General features: G+C 29.9%; 24 protein-coding genes and 1 tRNA gene. 12 read left to right on the top strand and 13 right to left on the bottom strand.

What is annotated here, in order from left to right; all coding sequences use genetic code 11:
* Positions 1 to 27 precede the first annotated feature (27 nt).
* The 3 genes from A8C32_RS04730 to A8C32_RS04740 form a co-directional block, all read right to left on the bottom strand.
* Entirely contained in the window at positions 28 to 657 is a 630-nt protein-coding gene (locus A8C32_RS04730; protein WP_069829296.1) for a hypothetical protein, read from the bottom strand.
* A gap of 709 nt (positions 658 to 1,366) precedes the next feature.
* Entirely contained in the window at positions 1,367 to 2,167 is an 801-nt protein-coding gene (locus tag A8C32_RS04735; RefSeq protein WP_069829297.1) for a class I SAM-dependent methyltransferase, read from the bottom strand.
* Between the two features lie 698 nt (positions 2,168 to 2,865).
* Complete coding sequence (locus A8C32_RS04740; RefSeq protein WP_069829298.1) at positions 2,866 to 3,285, bottom strand: (4Fe-4S)-binding protein; 420 nt, start codon at positions 3,283 to 3,285, stop codon at positions 2,866 to 2,868.
* A gap of 116 nt (positions 3,286 to 3,401) precedes the next feature.
* Here A8C32_RS04740 and kynU point away from each other — a divergent pair, with 116 nt between their 5' ends.
* The 9 genes from kynU to A8C32_RS04790 all read left to right on the top strand — a co-directional run bounded on the left by kynU (position 3,402) and on the right by A8C32_RS04790 (position 12,199).
* Positions 3,402 to 4,670, top strand: a complete 1,269-nt coding sequence (gene kynU / locus A8C32_RS04745; RefSeq protein ID WP_069829299.1) for a kynureninase — start codon at positions 3,402 to 3,404, stop codon at positions 4,668 to 4,670.
* A gap of 77 nt (positions 4,671 to 4,747) precedes the next feature.
* Positions 4,748 to 6,163, top strand: coding sequence for an FAD-dependent oxidoreductase (locus A8C32_RS04750; protein ID WP_069829300.1), 1,416 nt, complete (start codon positions 4,748 to 4,750; stop codon positions 6,161 to 6,163).
* Positions 6,164 to 6,201: 38 nt separating this feature from the next.
* Positions 6,202 to 6,606, top strand: coding sequence for a RidA family protein (locus tag A8C32_RS04755; protein WP_069829301.1), 405 nt, complete (start codon positions 6,202 to 6,204; stop codon positions 6,604 to 6,606).
* Between the two features lie 27 nt (positions 6,607 to 6,633).
* Positions 6,634 to 6,984, top strand: coding sequence for a hypothetical protein (locus A8C32_RS04760; protein WP_123803319.1), 351 nt, complete (start codon positions 6,634 to 6,636; stop codon positions 6,982 to 6,984).
* Positions 6,985 to 7,261: 277 nt separating this feature from the next.
* On the top strand, positions 7,262 to 8,701 hold the full coding sequence (locus A8C32_RS04770; protein ID WP_069829304.1) for an aldehyde dehydrogenase: 1,440 nt from the start codon (positions 7,262 to 7,264) through the stop codon (positions 8,699 to 8,701).
* Positions 8,702 to 8,777: 76 nt separating this feature from the next.
* Positions 8,778 to 9,560 (top strand): SDR family oxidoreductase, encoded by a 783-nt coding sequence (locus A8C32_RS04775; RefSeq protein ID WP_069829305.1) that lies wholly within the window; start codon positions 8,778 to 8,780, stop codon positions 9,558 to 9,560.
* A 151-nt stretch (positions 9,561 to 9,711) separates the two neighbouring features.
* Positions 9,712 to 10,245 carry a 3-hydroxyanthranilate 3,4-dioxygenase gene (locus A8C32_RS04780; protein ID WP_069829306.1) on the top strand — a complete coding sequence of 178 codons (534 nt, stop codon included), beginning with the start codon at positions 9,712 to 9,714 and terminating at the stop codon, positions 10,243 to 10,245.
* A gap of 38 nt (positions 10,246 to 10,283) precedes the next feature.
* Positions 10,284 to 11,369 (top strand): amidohydrolase family protein, encoded by a 1,086-nt coding sequence (locus tag A8C32_RS04785; protein ID WP_069829307.1) that lies wholly within the window; start codon positions 10,284 to 10,286, stop codon positions 11,367 to 11,369.
* 188 nt (positions 11,370 to 11,557) lie between these two features.
* Entirely contained in the window at positions 11,558 to 12,199 is a 642-nt protein-coding gene (locus A8C32_RS04790; protein WP_069829308.1) for an O-methyltransferase, read from the top strand.
* A 9-nt stretch (positions 12,200 to 12,208) separates the two neighbouring features.
* On the opposite strand, the gene A8C32_RS04795 is transcribed toward A8C32_RS04790, so the two are convergent.
* The 7 genes from A8C32_RS04795 to A8C32_RS04825 form a co-directional block, all read right to left on the bottom strand.
* On the bottom strand, positions 12,209 to 14,485 hold the full coding sequence (locus tag A8C32_RS04795; protein ID WP_083253253.1) for a tetratricopeptide repeat-containing hybrid sensor histidine kinase/response regulator: 2,277 nt from the start codon (positions 14,483 to 14,485) through the stop codon (positions 12,209 to 12,211).
* 132 nt (positions 14,486 to 14,617) lie between these two features.
* Entirely contained in the window at positions 14,618 to 14,905 is a 288-nt protein-coding gene (locus tag A8C32_RS04800; protein ID WP_069829310.1) for a Sec-independent protein translocase subunit TatA/TatB, read from the bottom strand.
* Between the two features lie 91 nt (positions 14,906 to 14,996).
* Complete coding sequence (locus tag A8C32_RS04805) at positions 14,997 to 17,303, bottom strand: M1 family metallopeptidase (RefSeq protein WP_069829311.1); 2,307 nt, start codon at positions 17,301 to 17,303, stop codon at positions 14,997 to 14,999.
* A 110-nt stretch (positions 17,304 to 17,413) separates the two neighbouring features.
* The gene (locus A8C32_RS04810) at positions 17,414 to 17,920 is read right to left on the bottom strand and encodes a DUF6702 family protein (RefSeq protein WP_069829312.1); all 507 of its coding nucleotides are present in this window, start codon (positions 17,918 to 17,920) and stop codon (positions 17,414 to 17,416) included.
* A gap of 109 nt (positions 17,921 to 18,029) precedes the next feature.
* Positions 18,030 to 18,791 (bottom strand): carboxypeptidase-like regulatory domain-containing protein, encoded by a 762-nt coding sequence (locus A8C32_RS04815; protein ID WP_069829313.1) that lies wholly within the window; start codon positions 18,789 to 18,791, stop codon positions 18,030 to 18,032.
* Positions 18,778 to 19,566, bottom strand: coding sequence for a carboxypeptidase-like regulatory domain-containing protein (locus tag A8C32_RS04820; protein WP_165605792.1), 789 nt, complete (start codon positions 19,564 to 19,566; stop codon positions 18,778 to 18,780). Before A8C32_RS04820 ends, A8C32_RS04815 begins: the two co-directional genes overlap by 14 nt.
* A 120-nt stretch (positions 19,567 to 19,686) precedes the next feature.
* The gene (locus A8C32_RS04825) at positions 19,687 to 20,487 is read right to left on the bottom strand and encodes a carboxypeptidase-like regulatory domain-containing protein (protein WP_069829372.1); all 801 of its coding nucleotides are present in this window, start codon (positions 20,485 to 20,487) and stop codon (positions 19,687 to 19,689) included.
* A gap of 108 nt (positions 20,488 to 20,595) precedes the next feature.
* Here A8C32_RS04825 and pepE point away from each other — a divergent pair, with 108 nt between their 5' ends.
* Positions 20,596 to 21,303 carry a dipeptidase PepE gene (gene pepE / locus A8C32_RS04830; RefSeq protein ID WP_069829315.1) on the top strand — a complete coding sequence of 236 codons (708 nt, stop codon included), beginning with the start codon at positions 20,596 to 20,598 and terminating at the stop codon, positions 21,301 to 21,303.
* 31 nt (positions 21,304 to 21,334) lie between these two features.
* Here the strand turns inward: pepE and A8C32_RS04835 are convergent.
* Together A8C32_RS04835 and A8C32_RS04840 are read right to left on the bottom strand one after the other, a co-directional pair.
* Positions 21,335 to 21,407: transfer RNA gene (locus A8C32_RS04835), tRNA-Gly, on the bottom strand.
* Between the two features lie 50 nt (positions 21,408 to 21,457).
* Positions 21,458 to 21,883, bottom strand: coding sequence for a GNAT family N-acetyltransferase (locus A8C32_RS04840; protein ID WP_069829316.1), 426 nt, complete (start codon positions 21,881 to 21,883; stop codon positions 21,458 to 21,460).
* A 60-nt stretch (positions 21,884 to 21,943) separates the two neighbouring features.
* On the opposite strand from A8C32_RS04840, the gene A8C32_RS04845 reads away from it, so the two are divergent.
* Both A8C32_RS04845 and A8C32_RS04850 read left to right on the top strand, forming a co-directional pair.
* Complete coding sequence (locus A8C32_RS04845; RefSeq protein WP_240491690.1) at positions 21,944 to 22,384, top strand: GNAT family N-acetyltransferase; 441 nt, start codon at positions 21,944 to 21,946, stop codon at positions 22,382 to 22,384.
* Between the two features lie 73 nt (positions 22,385 to 22,457).
* Entirely contained in the window at positions 22,458 to 23,225 is a 768-nt protein-coding gene (locus A8C32_RS04850; protein WP_069829318.1) for a M48 family metalloprotease, read from the top strand.
* Positions 23,226 to 23,294: 69 nt separating this feature from the next.
* Here A8C32_RS04850 and A8C32_RS04855 read toward each other — a convergent pair whose 3' ends face one another.
* Positions 23,295 to 23,690 carry an ankyrin repeat domain-containing protein gene (locus tag A8C32_RS04855; RefSeq protein ID WP_069829319.1) on the bottom strand — a complete coding sequence of 132 codons (396 nt, stop codon included), beginning with the start codon at positions 23,688 to 23,690 and terminating at the stop codon, positions 23,295 to 23,297.
* Positions 23,691 to 23,870: the final 180 nt, after the last annotated feature.

Here is a 23,870-nt window from a genome sequence, read left to right on the forward strand (position 1 = left end):
TTATACGGTGTTAGGCACTTTGTTTTTTTAATTCTTTCTTATAATATCATCTTCATTCAAATATATTCCGTCTTTTCCAGCAGAAATTAATTTATAATTTAAAGAATCAATTAATTCGTATTTATATGGATTTTTCCAACTATCAGCTTTCCAACTTCCCCAAATAGGTTTTCGACTGACAAATGATTCATAATTTTTCGGATAAGTTCCATAATGATTTTTATAAAGTTTAATCAGTTTTATGTTTTCCGCATTATTTTCCGCCAATTCTTTTTCAGGAAACATTTTGTTCAGCAGTTCTTTATTCAAAGCCAAGAAAATAATCAATAAAGTCAGAAATATTGGATTGAACTTAATTGGTCCAATTCCGAATATTATGTTTGAATAATAAATATCAATCAGATTTAGGATTCCGAGAATCAAAGTCAGTCCGAATATATAAACAAATAGCTTTTTGTGCTTAAAATACAAAAGCGTTGAAATTCCAATTAATCCAATTCCCACGTAATGCTTATAATTCAGAGTATAATCCGTAAAAAATGTAATTCCGATTGAGATTATCAAAAGAATTATTGAAATCAGAAGTGGAATTATGTCTTTACCGATGGTTTTTCTCATATGTGCTGTAACGATAGCAGTATGAATAGTGACACCCATAAGGTGTTATTATTTATACTGCGTGTTATGTTTAGTTTATTTGTTCAAATCTAAGAAATTTTATCATCCATCCAATGGAACAAAGAAACGGTGTTTTAAAAAGCGCTCAAAATAAACCCCGCCAAAAGACTTATAATTGTCAGTGTTAGCTATTGCTTATATATTTAATATGGGGAGTCGATAACAATGGGACTGAGTGGTGAAAAATGCAAATATCTCGTCAGCTTTTTATACAGTACTATCGAGTTGTTGAAAAACAAACATTTGACTTTTTAATTTTTTTTCAATAACTTCACCAAAGTCTTTTAGACGTTACAACGTTTACAAATTCTGATTTGCACGATGCAATCGCTAAGACTTTGAGTGCGTCAATTATCATTGACACGTACTGTATAAAAAACTTCCTTACTCATAGTTTTTACCAATCCTATTAGAAGTCTTTTTCCGCGTGCTTTTTTAAATTAAATCTAACTAAAATATATAGTTATTAACTATATATATTCTATATGATCAACTAATGTAATAGTTTTTTAAGTTTTTAACGTCAAAATATTCCTAATTAATCATTCAACACCATGCATAATGTCATAATTATAAACTAGTAAACAGAAGAACTAACACATCAGTGAATTTTCTAATACTAAAACTATTCACATAATTTTTCATACACAAGACTATTAAACAAATCCCTTCAGCAAAACTCCTAACTCTAAACCTTCGTAGCCTTCAATGTAAAAATCAACGGATACAATTTATCTTTTGTAACAAACATACCCAAATCCGTTTCAATTAAATTAGGCAACACATCATATGGGCTTTCATCATGTTCGGTCAAATATTCTATATGTAAGCCTGCTTCGGTCAAAGCTGAAACAACTTCACCTAAACCATGATTCCATCCATATTCCTTACTTATCATTTTTGAATTTTGATTAGCATAAGTCCCCTCATACTCTTCATAAATAACATCATCTTGCATATAACCATATTTAATAATAGGTTTATCACTTAAATAATCGAACATCCAAACGATAGGATGAAATTCTGCCATAAAAAAAACGCCTCCTACCTTTAATCGTTCGGCTATCATCTTTCCCCAAGGCTTCAAATCGGGTAACCAACCAATTACACCATAACTAGTAAAGACAATATCAAACATCTCCTTAACATGTTTTGAGGTATCTAAAACATTACAGCAAACAAATCTTGCATCGCATTCTAACTCTAAATTTAACTCCTTAGCTAACTTTATACCTTCATCACTTAAATCGACACCAGTACATTTAGCTCCCATCCTACTCCAACTTAAGGTATCTTGTCCAAAGTGACATTGTAAATGTAAAAGCGATTTACCTTCAACATTACCCAAAGCATCTAACTCATATGACATTAATGATGATTTACCTTTCTTGAAACCTATTAAATTATACATATCACTTTCGGCATGTATTTTTACTTTATCATTCCAAGTAGCTTTATTAATTTTAAAATAATTATCGTTAGTATCCATTACAAAAATTTAATTCTTCAATATAAAACATCCCTTTTAAATGTTACATATCTTTGTCAAAAATTCCAATCATGAAAAAATCACTCTTGTTATTCTTATCCTATAATTAAGTTTTTCTTGTAAACAAAAAAAGAAAAAACACTTGAAACTAAACCTCTAACTATTGCCAAAAAAATAGCTAATGCTCATTTTGAAAACTGGAAAAATGTAACCAAAATTAGTTTCACTTTTAATGTAGACAAGGATAATACTCATTTTGAAAGAAATTGCTCCCACTATAAATTAGAAATGAACAAAATTACCTTAACTTATGCTAAATAAGTCGGTTATGCTCCAGGGGATGTTTCTGATATTTATTATGGAAACGGTTTTTTAATTAAAGAATAGATCTTTAGAAAAGGAAATAACAAAGAACCATCTATGATTACTACTTTTGAAAACTATCAAGATTTTAATGGTATTAAAATTGCTTTAGATCACAAAAAAGCGGATGTTAACTGGAACCTTAACTTCACAAATGTAAAAGTAGTTTTAAAATAAGGCTAATTAACCCATAATTTTATTTATTGATGTAATTAAAACATCCAAACTACGACTAATATCGTATATAAAGTATAAATAGAATTTTCCGCATTTGCGCCTATATATATTAAAAGTGCTTCAATCAATGGTTGAAGCGCTTTTCCTTTCTATATAATTTAACCTTTAAAAGCTTCTTTTACGTGAGTACCATCGCAAAATGGTTTATTACTAGAAGCTCCACATCTACAAAATGCTGTTGTTTTGTTTTTAGTCTCCTTACTTCCATCCTTATATGTAACTTGAAGTGTACCATAAACCAATAAAGGTCCGTTTTCTAATACCTCGACCTTTGTTTCTAAAGATTCCGAAGTTTTATCACCCTCAGCATTCATATAATAACTTAAGGCTCCAGACGGACATTTTTTTACTTGCTCAATAATATTATTTGTAGAAGCAGCATCAATCTTTATCCAAGGTCTATCTTTAGGTTGGAAAACTTCAGGAAGTCCTTTCGCACAGATAGCAGAATGAATACATTTTTTGGGTTCCCAGACCACAGTTACGACATTATTTGAATATTCTTTTATTTTACTCATATCGCAAAGTTTTTACTAAATATACAAAAAAACAACAATCAAATTATCATAATCTAGCTATTCGTTTCTAATTTAATAATTCTTATTTTTGTTACAAACAGAAAAAACCAATCACTTTGTCCAACTATAAATTAGGTCTTGATTATGCAATAGAAGAAGACCAAAATGATACATTATCGATTTACAAAACTCAATTTCATATTCCTAAAAGTCCCGATGGAAATGAATTAATTTACATGACGGGGAATTCTCTTGGTCTCCAACCCAAACAAACCAAAGCTTATATAAACCAAGAGCTTAAGGATTGGGCTAATTTAGGTGTAGAAGGACATACTGAAGCAAAAAACCCATGGCTACCTTACCATGAGTTTTTAAATAAAAATATGGCTAAAGTTGTAGGAGCTAAACCTATTGAGATTGTGGTCATGAATACGCTTACTGCAAACCTACATTTCATGATGGTATCTTTTTACCGCCCTACTAAAAAACGTTATAAAATACTTATTGAAAGTGATGCTTTCCCATCTGATAAATATGCAGTAGAATCGCAATTACGCTATCATGGTTATGATGATAAAGAAGGACTTATCCTCTGGAAACCTCGTGAGGGTCAAGAATTACTAAACTATGACGATTTAGAAGACATCCTTAAAAAACAGGGCGAAGAGATCGCTTTAATTATGATTGGAGGTGTAAATTACTATACAGGACAATTTTTCGATTTAAAGCGTATTACCGAATTAGGACACAAGTATGGTTGTATGATTGGTTTTGATTGTGCACATGGCGCAGGAAATGTAGAACTCAATCTTCATGACTCAGGAGCAGATTTTGCTGTTTGGTGTACTTATAAGTATTTAAATTCGGGTCCAGGAAGTCTAGCTGGTTGTTTTGTACATGAAAGACATGCTCATAATAAAGCCCTCAACAGGTTTACAGGCTGGTGGAGCCATAACAAAGAAACACGTTTTAATATGCGTGATGAATTCGATCAATTACCAGGAGCAGAAGGTTGGCAATTAAGTAATCCTCCTATTTTATCTATGGCAGCTATAAAAGCTTCTTTAGATATGTTTAATGAAATAGGCATAAAAAGTCTTACTGAAAAATCTAAAAAATTAACTGGGTATTTTGAATTTTTATTAAAACAATTAGGAGAAGATACTATTAGAATAATTACACCATCTAATCCAAATGAAAGAGGCTGTCAATTATCAATTCAAGTTATAAACGCAGATAAAACATTACATAATAAATTAACCGAAGCAGGTGTAATAAGCGATTGGCGAGAGCCCGATGTTATACGATGTGCGCCTACTCCATTATATAATTCATATCAAGATATATATTATTTAGTTGAAAAACTTAAAACAATATTAAATTAATCTCTCACTTCTGTAAAAATAGACTTCTATTTTATACAGAATAAAAATAATAAAATTCCTACTTTTGCAAAAGTAAAATGAAAGAAAAACAACAGAACATACTAGTAATAGGTGCTGGTCTATGCGGCTCCTTACTTGCTTTACGCTTAGGACAAAGAGGCTATAACGTTTCGGTTTACGAAATGCGTCCCGACTTAAGAAAAACAGATATTAGCGCTGGTCGATCTATAAACCTTGCCTTTTCAAATCGCGGTAATAAAGCCATGAAACTAGTTGGTTTAGAAAATAAAGTTAAAGCACTTTGCATCCCCATGAATGGTCGTATGATTCATGATAAAGAAGGCAATACCTTTCAATCTAATTACAGTGGTCGTAATCATGAATATATAAATTCTATATCTCGAGGCGATTTAAATGCTTTACTTTTAAATGAAGCAGAAAAACATGAAAATGTTTCTATCTATTTCAATAAGAAATGTAAGTCGGTTAATTTTGAAAATACAACGGCGCTATTTAAAGATTACGAAACAAAATCGGAATTTATTGAAGATGCAGATGCCATTATAGCAACAGATGGAGCGGGTTCTGCAATGCGAAAAAGCTACTATTTAAGTAAAGCATTCTTATTCAGTTTTTCTCAAGAATATTTAACGCATGGTTATAAGGAATTAAGCATTCTACCAACAGAAACTGGTGATTATAAAACTTATAAAAATGCTTTACACATTTGGCCGCGAGGCTCTTTTATGCTTATTGCTTTACCTAATTTAGATGGTAGTTTTACTGTCACTTTATTTTTAAGTTATAATGAAGGTGATTATAATTTCAATAATCTTACTACACCTAAAATGGTTACAGAATTCTTTCAAAAAGAATTTCCTGATGCCTTAAAATTAATGCCAAATTTAGTGGAAGAATTCTTTGAGAACCCTACTGCACCATTAGGCACAGTTAAATGTTCTCCCTGGCATTATAAAGGAAACACCTTATTAATGGGAGATTCGGCTCATGCTATTGTCCCTTTTTATGGTCAAGGGATGAATGCATCTTTTGAAGATGTTGTTGAATTTGACAACATTTTAGACCTTAATTTAGAAAATTGGGAATCCGTTTTTAAAACTTATGAAGATACTCGTAAAAAAGATACCGATGCTATTGCAGATTTAGCTATCGATAATTTCCATGAGATGAAAGATCATATTGCTAACCCTATTTTTCAAGAAAAACGTAAATTGGAAATGGCTTTCGAGAAAATATTCCCATCGGAATATTCATCAAAATATTCATTAGTAACTTTTAATGATAATATAGGCTATAAAAAAGCTATGTTAAAAGGTAGAGCACAAGACAAAGCTATTTTAAATATGTTAGCAGATGGTGATATCTTAATATCTGATGATATCAAAGAAAACGAGTTAAAAATAATATTAGAAAAAGTAAAAAACCAAACCAAAGCCATTCTTAAAGATGATAGAATAGCTGGATTGAAATAATATAAAAAGTCCTGCTTTTTGCAGGAATAACAAAAATTATGGACAATAAAACAGTGACTCCCAGAGGAGCATACCCGCATATAAAACGTGTAGGTGACTTTATATTTGTATCGGGAACCAGTTCTCGTCGCCCAGACAACATAATAGCTGGCGTAGATATTATTGACGAAATGGGAACTAAATATTTAAATATTGAAGTACAAACTCAAGAGGTTTTAAAAAATATAGACACTAATTTGCAAAAAGTAGGCGCTTCGTTAAAAGATGTTGTAGATGTCACTACTTTTTTAGTAAATATGAATGATTTTGCTAATTATAATAAAGCTTATGCTAATTTTTTCGACAAAGATACTGGGCCAACCAGAACAACTGTTGCTGTACACCAGTTACCACATCCAGATTTAGTTGTAGAAATTAAGGTTGTTGCTTATAAGAAGTTGTAGATGATAAAATATTTTATTCTAATATGCGTGCTCTCGTCATTAAATTTATTTGGTGATGCAGGCAACGATTATAGGTTTTATTTAGAACTCATTTCGAAAAATTCAGATACCATAAGTGGATACTTTTATCATTATCCATATAATGAGTATGATAAATTTACACACTACGATCAAAATTTTAAAAACTTTATAAAAAAAGACAGTATTGCTCTTTATTCGTTTATTTCAACTGTTAATATTGGAAATATGAATATTGATTTTTCTAAAACTGATTTTAAAAAAACGATTGATTTAAATAAGTATGATCATATTAGAGTAATTGATTACTTAGATTTTGGAGGAGGAGTCTACAGAATAAAAGAATTGAATAAAAATTAATATGCTTTAATAGTGGCAAAAAAATCTTTTTGTGAGTCTGTAAACATTTATGACATAGAAGAATGCTGTCATTTACACTTCTTATCTTGGAAAAACAATGTTAACAAAGATTTGATTGATAAAATCCTAGCAGATCTTCGCAACTATAAAAAAGATGAGTTAAATAATAATTTAGAACAAGATAATGAGCCAAAATTCTTTGAGTATTTAAATAAAATAAAGGAGTCTCTTCTTAAAAAAAACATATTACTAATACAATATTGCGAGTCTTGCTAAAATGAATATTAAAAACTATATAAACGGTATACATAAAAACCCAGTCAATAATGAGTGGATAGACAACTACTGTCCAGCAAATGGCGAAGTTTATGGACAAATACCTAACTCTTCCAAAGCAGATGTAGAAAACGCATATCGAGCTGCTAAATCTGCTTTTTCAGGTTGGTCTCAAACAACTTTAGAAGAACGTAGTAGAGTATTAATAAAAATTTCTGAATTGCTAGAAGCTAATCTTGAACGTTTTGCTGAGGCTGAAAGTAAAGATAATGGCAAACCTATTAGTTTAGCTAAAGCAGTAGATATTCCTAGAGCTGCTAGTAACTTTAGGTTTTTTGGACATGCTATTACACAATTCGCTAGTGAAAGCCATGAAAGTACTGGTCAAAATGCTATAAATTACACTCTAAGACACCCTATAGGTGTTGTTGGCTGTATTTCTCCATGGAATCTTCCGCTGTATTTATTTACTTGGAAAATAGCTCCTGCCATTGCAGCTGGAAACTGTGTAGTTGCTAAACCAAGTGAAGTTACTCCTATGACTGCTTATTTATTAGGTGAAATTTGCAATAAAGCTGGTTTACCTAAAGGCGTTCTAAACATTATACATGGATTAGGTAAAACTACGGGGCAAGCCATTATTAAACATCCAGATATAAAAGCGATTTCATTCACAGGAGGTACAGAGACTGGTGCTCGTATAGCAAAAATAGCTGCTCCCATGTTTAAAAAACTATCTTTAGAACTTGGTGGTAAAAACCCAAACATCATTTTTGCAGATTGTGATTATGATGATATGCTAAATACTACTGTACGTTCGTCCTTTGCCAATCAAGGACAAATTTGTTTATGTGGAAGTAGGATTTTTGTAGAAAAGTCTATCTACAAAAAATTTAAAATAGATTTTATTGAAAAAGTAAAACAACTTCATGTTGGGCATCCATCTGAAAGTGATATAAATATTGGAGCTTTAGTTTCTAAATCGCATTTAAAAAAAGTATTACAATATATTAATATTGCTAAAGAAGAAAACGGAACTGTACTTTGCGGAGGCAGTAAAGTAAATGTAGAAGGTTACGAAAAGGGTTATTATTTAGAGCCTACAGTTATTGAAGTACCTACAGACGAATGTAGAATAAATCAAGAAGAAGTATTTGGCCCTGTTGTAACTATTATGCCTTTTAGTTCTGAAAAAGAAGTATTACATATGGCAAACAAAGTAAAATATGGTTTGTCTGCAACACTTTGGACAAATAATTTAAAACGAACCATGCGCATAAGTAATCAATTACAAGCAGGAATTGTTTGGGTTAACACATGGATGTTACGTGATTTGCGCACTCCTTTTGGAGGCGTAAAAGCATCTGGAATTGGTCGTGAAGGTGGTTTTGAATCTTTACGATTTTTTACAGAAGCTAAAAATGTATGTATAAAATATTAATTTCCGAGTATCAGGAAATCTATTAAATTGAAACTAGATTATTATTAAAAAATGCAGCTCTAACAGAAATAAGTATATGGATTTAAAATTAAATAACAAAAATGCACTTGTATGCGGAAGCACACAAGGTATAGGAAAAGCTACAGCTATGGCATTAGCTGCTGAAGGTGTAAATGTAACCTTGGCTGCAAGAAATAGAGATAAACTAAAGGCTGTTTTAGCAGAGTTACCTCAACATAGAAACCATAGTTATATTGTAGCAGATTTTTCTAACCCAAGGGATTTACAAGAACAAGTCATTAATTTTGTTGAAAAAAATCATGGGTTTCACATCGTGATAAATAATACTGGTGGGCCCAGAAGTGGCGGAATATTAACGGCTAGTTTAGAAGAGTTTGAAAATGCTTTTACACAACATGTAAAATGCAATCATGTATTAGCTCAGGCTACAATTCCGTTTATGAAAACTGAAGGTTTTGGTAGAATAATAAATGTTATTTCTACGTCTGTTAAAGAACCTATTCCTGGTCTTGGAGTAAGCAATACTATTAGGGGTGCTGTAGGTAATTGGAGTAAAACACTATCTCTTGAAGTTGGTGCTTTTGGTATTACTGTAAATAATGTATTGCCTGGTTTTACAGAAACGGAACGTTTAACACAAATTATTAAAATTAAAGCTGCTAATGAAGGGAATACAATTGAAGAAATGGCAGAAATCATGAAAAACTACACGCCAATTAAACGTTTTGCTAAACCAGAAGAAACAGCCAGTGTTATAACCTTTTTGGCTAGTGAAGCTGCTAGTTATGTTAATGGGATTAATGTTCCGGTTGATGGCGGACGTACAAAATCTTTATAATAATTTAAACCCTATAGTCTTTAATACTTTTTAAGACCTTTGTATATTAGTAATAAATTTGCGTGAAGGATTGAAGCGATATCCTTTTTGTTTTTCTCAAAAAGATTTAGCGTAAAGCCTGACCTTTAGGGCACGCCCAAAAAATATAAATATGAGTAATTTAGTTTCTCCATTAAATTTTAAAGCTTGGATTGAGGAAAACAGACACCTTTTAAAACCCCCAGTTGGTAATAAATGTGTGTGGAAAGATGGTGATTTTATTGTAATGGTTGTTGGAGGACCTAATAACAGAAAAGATTACCATTATAATGAAACTCCTGAGTTTTTCTATCAAATTGAAGGTGACATTATTTTAAAAATAATAGACAATGGCACGCCTAAAGATGTGCATATTAAAGAGGGTGATATTTATTTATTACCTCCAAAAGTCCCCCACTCCCCCAAAAGAGGAGCTAATACAGTAGGTCTTGTTATTGAATACAAAAGACCTGAAGGCATGCGAGATGCTCTTTTATGGTTTTGTGAAAATTGTGTAACTAAACTTTATGAAGAAGATTTTATTGTAAAAAATATTGAAACAGATATGCCTAAAATATTTGATAAGTTTTATGGCGATAAAGATAAACGTAGTTGTCCTAACTGTGGAGAAGTTATGCAACCTCCTAAGAAAATTAAGATTGATTAAATAAAATTTAAAGATTCCTGACCTCTCAGGATTTAAACATGAAGCGTAAACTAAGAATTAACGGCCATTCACATCTACTTCCTTACCCAGAAGAGATTCCTGATTTTATGAAGGAAAAAGAAATTTTCTGGGTTGATGACGAACGTAAACACATGTTACAGAAAGGTTGGAAACGCCCTGTAACTGATTCTAGTTTTTTTCTAGATGAAAAGCTAGAATGGATGGAACGTAACAATTTAGACCATGCTGTTGTTTTAAATTTATCTCAACTATATGGCAATGGTTTACGTTTACAAGATATGAAAAAAGCATTACGCTTTCAAAACGATTTTAATGCAAAAATACAGCATGATCACCCTTCAAAATTCACTTGTGGTTTTGTGGTACATCCAGGTTTTATTCATGGTGCTTTATGGGAGATTGAGCGTTGTGTAAATGAACTAAACATGAAAGTGCTATGCTTACCTACCCATTTTATGGATTCTATAGGGCAATGGCGTTCTGTTTTTGATAAAGAAAATGATGCTATTTTTGAAATGGCTAACAAATACAAATTGGCCATAGAAATACACCCTTATGATGGTGATAAAATGATAAATTTAGAAAATTCTTCATGGCGTTTTCATCTTATTTGGATGCTTGCTCAATGTGGTGATGCGTATCATTTTTATACGCTTAATGGCATGCAGGAACGTTTCCCTAATATTAGAACGTGTTTTGCTCACGGCGGGCAGCTTGCTCAAATGAATTTAGGTAGACGTATACAGGGTTTCGATGGTAGACCAGATTTATTTAAAGGCAAACACCACCCTAGAAAAGCTGTTGGTCATCCTAATATTTATTTCGACACATTGGTACATGATACCGATTCTTTAAAATTGATGATTGATAGACAAGGAAGCAATCAAGTTATTATGGGACTTGACGATCCTTACCCTCTTGGTGAAATGGAAAGTGACGCACAGTCGTCCTATCCTGGTAAATTATTGGATTTAGCTATAGATAGAAACATTATTGACAAAAAACAGTACGAAGATATTTGGGAAGATAATGTACTTAGATGGTTATTTGGGGATGATAATAATGCTAAAAAAGATCTTATTTCTAAAATTTTAAATAATTAATCGAAAGCCTTTCTTTTTAGTTTATAAAAAGAGTGTTTGTAATTAGAAACGCATTAAACCTTATAAGGTTACTGCAAATAGTTATTATTAAGATATTTTACCTATTTTGAATAAAAATTAAACTATTATTAAAATGAATAAAGAAAAAAGTAATACTTTCGATTCTTAATTTTTATTTAATTTACTTTATGCATTTTATACCAGAAGCACTAGATAATTATGTTGTAAAACATTCTGAAGAAGAACCTAGTTTATTACAACAGTTAACTAGAGAGACTTATCAAAAAATATTACAGCCACGTATGCTTAGTGGTCATTATCAAGGGCGTATTTTAAGTATGATTTCTAAATTAGTAAATCCAAAGGATATTTTAGAAATAGGCACTTATACTGGCTATTCTGCCTTATGCTTGGCAGAAGGTATGCAAGCTACTGGTGAATTACATACTATAGATATAAATGAAGAACTTATAGATTTTCAACGTAAATACTTTGATAAATCTGCTTTTGGAGATAGAATCCATCAACATTTAGGAAGTGCTTTAGATGTTATACCTAAGTTTGATAAAACTTTTGATTTAATTTTTATTGATGCCGATAAAGATAATTACCCTAATTATTATAACATTATAATTGATAAGTTAAATACTGGAGGTATTATTCTATCTGATAACGTGCTTTGGAGTGGTAAAGTTATTGAAAAGTTACGTCCTGATGATACCTCTACAAAAGCTTTATTAGAATATAATACCCTATTGAAAGAAGATTCTAGAATTGAAACGATCCTTTTGCCTATTAGAGATGGCTTAACAATTAGTCGCAAGTTGTAATAGCAAATATTAACAAGCCCCTTGAAATTTAGTTTTACAATTACTACTATTCTGAATATTGGTTTCTATTATTTGAAAAAATTCATAGTTATCAAATGGCTTTGTTATAATTCCATTAAATCCAATAGATTTATGGTTTTCTTTAAGTTCTTCTACATCTGCTGCTGTAAGTGCGATTATAGGTATATCTGTATTAAACTTTCTTATTAATTGAGTAGCTTCTATCCCTCCCATAATGGGCATATTAATATCCATTAAAACAAGATCAAATATTTTATTTTTTAAGACCTTTATGGCTTCAGTACCATTTTCTACAATTTCGCAAAAATAATTTTCCTTCTCTAATAAGTTTCGTGTTACTATTTGGTTAATTTTATTATCCTCGGCTATTAGTATTCTACAATGGTTAACAGGTTGTATACTCTCTTTAAACATTTTTACATTAGAGTTTACAAGTACTTTTTTATCTAAATCTACTGTAATATTAAAACTAAATGTTGATCCAAAACCATATTCACTTTCAAGTTCTATTTCTCCTCCAAATAGTTCGACTATTTTCTTGGTAATTGAAAGTCCTAATCCTGTTCCTTGATAATTAGTATTACTATTTTCTAATTGAGAAAAATTTTCGAATATTGTATTAAACTTTTCTTCTGGTACACCTATACCACTATCTTGTATTTCAAAACGTAAATCCACCTTATCGTCTAATAACTTCAATGTTTTTACTCTTACAGCAATGCGTCCATTTTTTGTGAATTTCACACTGTTTCCTATTAAATTAATTAAAACTTGAGATAATCTCACATTATCACACTTAATATATTTAGGAACCCTTTTATCTATAATTACTTCTATTTTATTATTCGTTTCTTGTAACTTATAATCAAAGGAACCTACAATGTTTTCTACTAAGCGTCTTAAATCTACTGATACTTTCTTTAATTCAACTTTTTGAGATTCAATTTTACCGAATTGTAAAACTTCATTAACTAAATTTAAAAGGTAATCGCCTGAGTATTTAAGAGACTCTAAAAATTTACTATCTCTATCATTTAAACTATTATTTGATAACAACAAGGACGTTATCCCTACTACTCCATATAATGGTGTTCTTAATTCATGAGTTACGTTTGATATGAATTTTGATTTTAACTCTGATGATTTTAGTGCTTCATTCTTAGCTAGTTCAAGCTCTTTATTTTGTTTTTTTAAGGTATTTGTTAATCTTCTTTTTGAAATATAATTCTTAAGCAAAGTTATAAGGGAGATAGCCAATAAAACTAATGTAAGTGTTATTACAAAATTTATATTTTTAATTTTTTTTGCTATTTGTAATTGCCTTTGTTTTTCACTGTTTGCTATTTGAACATCATTTTTATAATCTTCAATTAGAAACTTGGATTTTGCTATAACATCTTGCCTTACTCGCTCTTGATTTATAAACTCATCATTATAGGTATTGTATTTTAATAATGCCAAATAAGCCTCTTCTTTACTACCTGTTTCTGCAGACGATAAAGACAACTCTTTATAAAGTTTACTTAACAATGAATTACTATCATGATTATTGCTTAAAGCTGTCTCTTCTAAAGAAGCTATAGCTTTATTAAATTTTATATTAGCATTGTTATAAAGCTCCTTTTTTACAAGATATAACCCATGTATATAACAATAATAATTTTTATAGTAACTATTTAATTTTGTATCAGTATTATTTATATTTTTTTCTAATCTCAATAAATTTATTAGAGCTTTTTCTAAATGTTCCTTTTCCAAATAAAACTCACATAATTTCACTCTAGTTTCTAGCATTAAATCATGATATTGATCTAAGCTATAATTATTATCATCAAAAAAGTTATGTTTAGAAACATGTTGTAATGCCTTCTCGAAATAAGATACAACATCTTCATTAGACTTTTTCATTTTATATAGCTTACCTAGGCTTAAATATGCATTTGCTAATAAAAAATTATCCCCAATTACTGTTGAAGGTTTTAGCATAGAAGTATAACTGCGCTCTGCATTTTCATATTCATGCATTGAGTTATAAATATTACCTAAATAAAAATTAGAAACAGCTTTACCATAACTATCATTTATAGAGTCTGATATTTTTTTAACTTTATTGAACGCTTTAAAAGAGAGTACTATTTCATTATTATTATAGTGTAATAAAGCAGTGCAGCTAATGCTATCAATTTGATTTATTAAATGTCTTTCACTTTGGCTGAAAGCAACATTAATAAGTGCCAAAAAGCACATTATTAAGTAGGTTTTCATAAATGTATAATTGGTTAAGAAAGACTAATGTAGTACTATTATCGCTATATTATCGCTATAAATACAAAAAAATCGTTGAAAGATAGCGATATGAAAGAAAAGAAATACAAAAAAATTATACTGAAGCTAAAATTAGAATTTTCGTTTTACAGAACCTGTAAAATCTTCTAAATCATCTTTAACTTTATTGAGTTCATTTTTAACATCTTTAGTTATACTGGTATCAATACCACTATTTTCAGCAGTTTTTGTTATTTCGTACTTAATGTCATTAGTCGCGTCTTTAAGAGTTCTCATACCCTTTCCTAATCCACGTGCAATTTCAGGTAACTTATCGGCACCAAAAACCATAATAACAATAAATAGTATAAAGGCTATTTCTGCACCACTAATAAATAAAAATGTAGCTTGTTGTATCACTGTACAAATATAGTGAGTGTTTTGTTAGAATAAAAAAAAAGCCGATTTTAAAAATCGGCTTTAATAAAAAATTAATATGTTTTTTTAACTTTTAACCCTGAATTTTTTCTTTGAATTTGTCAAAAGTACTTTTTTGAACCTTCTTTGGCCATGAGTTATTAGACGTATCAATATCTGCAGTTTCATTATCTGGATCGACAGTTATTGAAACTATTTCTTTTTCTGAAGCTAAAGATTTACTTACCATATTATCGTTTAACCTCCATATCTGAGCTGGATACGTTTCTCTTTTAGATGTTCCATCTGCATATGTATATTCAACAATTATTGGCATTACTAAACCTCCTGGTTTTTCAAATGTAATATTATAGAAATATTTTGGCGCTTTAATACTTTTACGTTCTTCTGGTGTAAAATTATCCATAAGGTACTCTTTAACTGGAATAGATTTTTCTAAAAGTGTTCCTTTTTTTAAATCTTCGTTATAATCTTCACTACCCTCTTCAACCATAAATACTAATGGGATTAATTGGCTCTTTTTCAACCCTCTTTCTTTCATTATATTTCTCATATACTCGTTAGGTTCTGAGGATACATAAAACTTCTTTACATCTTTTACTCCTATATCAACCCAGTCTGTAGTATAAAACCACCCTCTCCAGTACCAATCTAAATCAAAAGCAGAGGCATCTTCCATAGTTCTAAAAAAGTCTTCTGGGGTAGGGTGCTTAAACATCCAACGTTGCGCATATTCTTTAAAAGCATAATCAAATAAATCACGCCCCATGACAGTTTCTCTTAAAATATTTAATGCAGTAGCAGGCTTACCATAGGCATTATTCCCAAATTGATAGGTATTTAAACCTTTAGTCATAATTGGAGCTATTGCATCTTGTTCTCCTCCCATATAAGGCACTATCATTTCTGCTGGTCCACGATCTGAAGGAAAGTGTTTATCACTTGCAGATAATGCTTTTGGATACCATTCTCCAAAATCTTGCTCGGCAACATACTGAAGAAAAGTATTTAAACCTTCATCCATCCATGTCCATTGACGTTCATCACTATTAACAATCATAGGAAAAAAGTTATGTCCAACTTCATGTATAATTACTCCCATCATACCATATTTTACACGATCGCTATAGGTACCGTCTTCTTTTGGACGACCAAAATTCCAACAAATCATAGGATATTCCATACCTTGATTTTTAGCATGCACAGATATTGCTTTATGGTAAGGATAATCAAATGTCATTCTTGAATAAGATTTTAATGTACTAGCTACTGCCTTTGTAGACCATTCTTCCCAAAGAGGGTTTCCTTCTTTTGGATACATAGAAACTGCCATCACATCTTTATTTCCAATTTTAACAGCCATCATGTCCCAAATAAACTTTCTTGATGTTGCAAAACCAAAATCACGAACATTTTCGGCAGATAATTTCCATGTTTTTGTTTCTGTAGATTTACTTTTTTCTGCTTCCTCTGCTTCTTTTTGAGTTACAATAACGACTGGCTTATCATAACTTTTTTTAGCTAACTCATAACGCTCCATCATTGTTTTAGAAAACACTTCTTTTCTGTTTGTTAGTACTCCTGTACCATCTAAAATATGATCTGCCGGCACTGTAATATTTACATCATAATCGCCAAATGTTAAGGCAAATTCATCACGTCCCCAAAATTGAGAATTTTGCCAACCTTCTACATCACTATATACTGCCATTCTTGGGTAAAACTGAGCTATAACATAAGCTCTATTTTTATCTTTTGGAAAAAACTCATAACCTGAACGTCCACGTTTCACAACATGATCATTAATATTATACCACCATTTAATAGAAAATGAAAATTTATCACCAGACTTTAATACTTTAGGTAACTCTACTCGCATCATAGTTCTATTTATCATGTGCTCCAAGTTTTTACCACTAGCATCTTTTACTTCCTGAATTTTAAACCCGCCATCAAAAGGCTTTGTTAAATAATCTGCAACAAATTCATCTGGTTGTAATACTGGAGATATCCCATCACCTTCTATTAATGGGCTTTTTGAGTCTTTTGCCCTAACATTTTGATCTAACTGTACCCATAAATATTTTAAATTGTCAGGTGAGTTATTTGTATAAGTTATGGTTTCAAAACCAGACAATTTAGATTTCTCATCGTCTAAAACAATATCCATTTTATAATCAGCTTGTTGCTGATAATAAGCAGATCCAGGAGCTCCAGATGCTGTTCTATATAAGTTTGGAGAAGAAAACTCATCATACAATTGTTTAAATTTATTTGTATTTGTATGCCCCTTTGTTGACTCAGTTTTTTCTTCATTCTGTGCAAAAGCGGCAGTAGAAATAAAAACTACAGAAAGAAAATAATACTTCAATTTTTTCATATCAAATTTTATATTTTATTTAACGAATTGCCTCTTTTAGCTAAAATAAACTAAAGATAACAATATAAAACGCTCGAAATTAATGAATCCTGAAAGGTTTTAACTTATTTTTAAATAAATTTTAACAGTGCTTTATCCTTTTGCGGGATGAGAATAAAACTTTTTTGTTTGGAATTAATTTTTGTTTTTACAATATTCTGCTGATCTTCAAATAAATCAAACAAAACCCTATTAATAATTTCTATAGACTCTATTTTTTCTATTTTTTCTATTTCTAAATAAAAACGCATAATATCTCCATCGTATTCTTTACCAAGGAAAACTAAATTCACTAGTTTATCATTAACTTTAATCTTTATTTTTTCTTTTAAATAACGCTCCGTGTAAAAATTTACATTTTTTACTGATTCATCTTTATCTGCCAATGTTATGTTTTCATCAAAACGTTCCCTTAATAAGGCCTCAAAATCATCTATAAAAACTCTAGATGTTATCTGTATTGATCGGCTTTTTTCAATATAATCTATTTGAGTAACGCTTATGTAGTATTTATGTATGCCCGTAAAGGCAAAAAGAGGTAACAATATTAATATAAAAGTTAACTTGAATAATTTCATTTTCAACATACTGTTTTTTTCAAAAAGGTTATAAATACTTTATTACATTTTTTTGCTAAAGTAGTTATTTTGATGTTTCAAAAAGTATTCCATAATATTAGTCTTTAGATTATTCAAGATTTGCTTTATAAGTAATAAGTTTTTCCTTTAAAAATTCTAATATTTCAATATCATTTTTTCCTTTACAACGTTTATTGAAGTTTGGATCTTCTTGGCAGAAATAGAAAAAATCTATATACAAGCTTTCATCAAGAGAGTTCATACTAAAAAAATCTTCTGATAAACTTGCTTTTATTTTTTGTAATAATTCGTCATTTACCTCTAATTGAATCCGTTTTTTAAGCATTTTAGTTCTGCCAGATATAGCATTTAATATTGGGTTTAACGGCACTATACCTCCACCTGTTGTAGCTTCATGTAATCTACGCTCACCTTGTGTAGCAGGTTTTCCTGTATATCCTGGAATACCAACATCAAAAAAATTAATAGGTGCTTTTCCTTCTACATTAGTAATATCTGAACTTAAGCTTCCAGTTAAAACCCTCCCAACTACAACTTCTTCTAACTCATTAATTTGCTCTTCTAACTTTACAAAAAGGGCTTTACTTAAAATAATATCTTTTGAAATTATAACTTCTTTTAATTTATACTGAATTGATGAAAAAGTTAATGTGTCATTAATTTTTGCTGTAATAATAAAACTTCCTTTACTATCTGTAATAGTAAAAACTTGAGATGTTTTATTAATAACGTGAATATTCTCAATACCAATATTACTTTCAACTTTCCCTGAAATTTCTATTGATTGAGAAAAAACTACTCGAAAAGAAAGCAAAACTAATATTACAATGAAAGGCTCAATTTTTAGCATTTTGAAGTTTTAAAAACGATTGACTTTGTTTTATTAAAAACTCGACAAGCTGTATTTCATTTTCAGGCATAAGAAACTCAGATTTAACACCTTTTTTTTCAATAAAACGAACAAAATCAACAACATCTACTAATGGAATATTAAAATTTTCGCTTATATATTTATCGGTATAAACATCTAAGATTAACGCTTGCTTTTCTAACTTATCGGCTAGTTTATCTTTTTTACTAGGTCTATTTTTTTTCTTCTTAACAAATAATTTTACAATTTTTACTAAGTCTGGTAAATAATCGCGATCATCTGGATTTTTTATAGACTTTAAATGATCTTTTGTTACCTTACTATCAAAAGCCTTATCATTATAATACTCAAAATCCGCACTCATATTCCCCATGTTTATGGTTATAGGCTTAACTGTTTTAACGTTTTGTATATCGGCTCCCATATTTCCTGTAAGACCAGACGAAAGCGTAACAGCATCTAATTTATTAATTTGCTCAACCAAATGAATTTTTAATTCTTTCGATTTTAGAACATCAGCATCAATAATAATGGAGACCGTTTGAAATTGCAATGCAGAAACTTCAATAATATCATTTAAGGAAACAGCTATTTTAAATAGACCTTTACTATTGGTTATAGTTCCTTTATTTGATGAACTATTAAAAATAGTTACAGCTTCAACATCATTATTATCTGCAAGAATAACACCGTTTACTTCTACCCTATTTATTGTTTGACTGTTTATAGAAGATGATAAAAAAACTAAAATCAAAAAGATTAATATACGCTCCAATGTTGATTGAATTAGAGTACAAAGTAAGTGTATGAAATCTTAAATAAAATGTAAACAGCCTTTAATTTTTTGTTAAAAACCTGATAAAAAACCGATTAACTATTTTTTTAAGTTTAAAAACTCTTTACTTTTTTTATTTAGAAGTTCAAGAAACTCCATTTCTTTTCCATAATTCAACAATGTGAAATCAAAATTATCGCTTTCGGTAAACTGTATAAATTCTTCAATGCGATGTTCTGGTATTTTAAAATTATCAACTAAAAATTCCGATCCGAAATAATATTTAATAGCCTCTATAGGCACTTCTGGTACACCAACCTTCTTTTTATCTTTAACTTCAGACCTAAACAAAGGAAGCAGTAATTGATCTACTACATTTACAATATTAAGGCCATCAACCATAGGTCGATATTCTCTTCCTATACTCACGTTATTAGCTTTAGATTTATAATCTTTTTCAAAATTATAATCAGTATTATTCTTAATACCAAAATACAAAGCATCTAATTTAGGTTTGAAAAGCTTAGTTACTTCTATATCTTCATTTAAATCTCCTGATAATCCTTTTGGTTTAACAACAACCTCATCTAATCGGTTAATTTCTTCAATTAAAAAAAGCTTTATTTTTTTAGATTTAATTATTGATTCATTAATATTAAAACTAATATTTTGATACTGTAATGCACTTACTTCTATTTTATCATCCAACTTAACTTTTAAAACAAACTCCCCTTTTTCATCTGAAACAGCTCCTCTATTTGAAGTTGTATTAAAAATAGTTATTCCAGAAATATCATTGCCTTCAATAATTATTTTACCAGAAACCTGAATTCTATTAATATTTTGTGATACTGAACAGATAGAAGTCAAAAAAACTAAAAAGAAGAATAATTTGCTCATTGTATTTTCTTTTAAAAATACCATTTTAATTACTCTTTATGAAGCAAAACCAGTAAAAATTTTTCTAATTCCAATTTTTGATTAGCTTTATACTCTAACATTTTTTTTATGAGAAATATCATTATAGCTAGTACATCTACAATACATGGAAGTGGTTATTTAGATTATATATTAGATGATTTAAAACTTTTTTTTAATGATGCTAAAAACATTCTTTTTATTCCCTATGCAAGACCAAGTGGTATATCTCATGATGATTATACAGAAAAAGCTAGTATATGTTTTGCTAAAATCAACAAACAAGTAAAAAGCATACATACATTTAAAAACCCTATTGAAGCAATAAAAAATGCTGAAGCCATTTTTGTGGGAGGCGGCAACACCTTTGTTTTAACAAATCAATTACACAAAAACAACCTAATTAATGCTTTAAAAACAGCAATTAACAATGGAACACCATATTTAGGTACTAGTGCAGGTAGTAATATTTGTGGGTTAACTATAAAAACAACCAATGATATGCCTATTGTATACCCTCCAAGTTTTAATGCTTTAGGTTTTGTTCCTTTTAATATTAATCCGCACTATTTAGATCCAGATCTTACTAGTAAACACATGGGAGAGACTAGAGAAACCAGAATAAAAGAATTTCATCATTTTAATACACAACCTGTTATAGGTTTACGTGAAGGAAGTTGGTTAAAAGTAACAAACAATTCTATTGTTCTAAAAGGTAATTTAACTGCTCGGGTTTTTGAATATAATAAAACGCCTTATGAGGTTGGAATTAACACAGAATTAAACCATTTAAAATAAAAAAGCTTCATCTTTATGACGAAGCTTTTAGAGCGGGAGACCAGGTTCGAACTGGCGACATTCAGCTTGGAAGGCTGACGCTCTACCAACTGAGCTACTCCCGCATTAACTATGGTGCAAATATACAATCTCATCTTATATATACAAGAAAAAATTATAACTTTTTTAAAAAATGATAGCCTAAAATTCTAAAGTCCTCATTATGATAGAACTTATGAGAAGGATAATTATTCACATAAGTATTTAACTCTGCTGTTTCACAACCTTTACTTAGCGCATAACTATAAATCCAGTCAAAAAACTGCTTTCCTAAACCTTTCCCTCGATAACCATCATCTATAAAAACATGATCTGCCTCTATACTTTTTCCTGAATAATGCCTCGTACAAAACCACAATCCACAAACTCCTATTAATTTATCATTATCGTATATAACAGCACATTCATAATTTTGAGTAACCATTTCTGAAAAACGCTGTTTTAAAACTTCATCTGATACTGTATTTTTATTTAATTTTCTAACCAAAGGGACTACTAAATTAATATGCTCCTTTTCTATGATTTTAAAAACAAAAGACATAAGATTATTTTTTTGTGAAGATAATTAATTTTAAGTTTGATAAACACAACATCTATAAAATTGGATTATAAAATTAGGTTAATAAATACAGAAGAAGCATACATTATTAGGCACTCTGTTTTAAGGGTAGGTAAACCTATAGAATCTTGTGCTTTCGATGGAGATAACCTTGAAACCACTTTTCATTTTGGGATCTTTTTAAAAAATGATTTAATAGGAGTTTGTACGTTTTTAAAAAACAGTAATAATCTAATAACTGAGACCTCTCAATACCAACTTAGAGGCATGGCTATTTTAGAAAAATTTCAAAAAAAAGGTTTAGGTAATGTTATTTTAAATTATGGCGAAAATTTCTTAAAGACAAAAAATACACAAATAATTTGGTGTAATGCGAGAGAAAAAGCTTCTAATTTTTACAAAAAAAGTCATTATAAAATAATTGGCAACCCTTTTAATATTAAAGAAATAGGCATACACTATATAATGTATAAAGTATTGTGACCAATCTTGAAAAATTGTTTCTAATTAATAGAACCTATTTTTTTTGTAATTTTATATCAATATTTTAAAGAAGATGAGAGGAAAGAATCTTAAAATCAGATTACTAATTGGTGCAGCTATCGCTTTATTTTTTGTTTTAAAAAAATGTAGCCAACAAGAAGTTAACAAATATACAGGTAGAACTCAAACTATATCAATGACGCCTGATAAGGAAATTGCTATTGGCTTGCAGAGTAAGCCTCAAATGGAGCAGCAATATGGAGGTTTACATCCAAATAACAAATACCAAGCTTTAGTTGATAAAGTTGGAAATAAATTAGTAAACAATAGTATTGCTAGAAAGACACCTTATAAATATGAATTTCATTTATTAGCAGATCCTAATACAATTAATGCGTTTGCTTTACCTGGTGGACAAATTTTTATTACTTATGCTTTATTTTCTAAATTAGATAATGAGGAGCAATTAGCAGGTGTTTTAGGTCATGAAATTGGTCATGTACTGGGTAGGCACAGTGCAGAGCGTATTGCCGAAAGTGAATACTGGCAAGGATTAACAACCGCTGGATCTGTTGGAGCAGATATGGGTGGATTAGTTAGCAATATTGGTCAAAACAAATTATTAACTAATGGACGAGACGATGAGTTAGAAAGTGACGATCTAGGTGTTCAATTCATGATTAATTCTGGGTACAATCCTGAAGAAATGATTGGTGTCATGGAAATTTTAAAAGATGCAGCAGGTTCTAATCGTGTACCCGAATTTAAAAGCACACATCCAGACCCCGACAATAGAATTGAAAAAATTCGAAAAGCCATTAAAAAATACAAAAATCAATAAATTAAAAAAGCCTTGTTAACCAAGGCTTTTTTATACGAGTGACTAACTCAAAATAATATTACACTATTATTATTTTTTCTTTTTAGACAATGCTTCTTTTATAATAACTATAGCATCTGTTGCTCCATGCAATTTTGCATACTGCGCAGCTGTCATTTTCTTATTAGATCTTGTTTTTAAATTAGCTCCTTTAGAAATTAAAAGCTTTAAAATTTCTGTTCTATTAAATTTAGCAGCGTACATTGCTGGTGTCATTCCATTAGACTTTTCGTTTACATCTGCTCCTCTAGCTATAAGCTTCTTTACTGTTTCTATATCTCCTTTAGCTATCGAAACACAAAATGAATTCACTTTAAATACAGCCTCAACATGACTTGTATTAGTATTTTCTATAATAGGTTTTGCATTAACAGTTAAAATAGAGAAACATAATGCAATTGCGGTGATGATGATTGTTTTTTTCATGATGAAAGATTTTAATTGATTTAATGATTTCGTTTTTTTGATATATTATTATAGACGATAATAATTTATACTTGTTACACCTAAAAACGATTTATAACATTTTTTTAACGTTTAACTTATATATAATCAACCGAATGACTACTTTGTTATAAAATCATAAAAAGCCTCTAGTACTCTGGT

Origin of the sequence: Flavivirga aquatica (assembly GCF_001747085.1) — a bacterium.
Classification (GTDB): Bacteria; Bacteroidota; Bacteroidia; order Flavobacteriales; family Flavobacteriaceae; genus Algibacter_C; species Algibacter_C aquatica.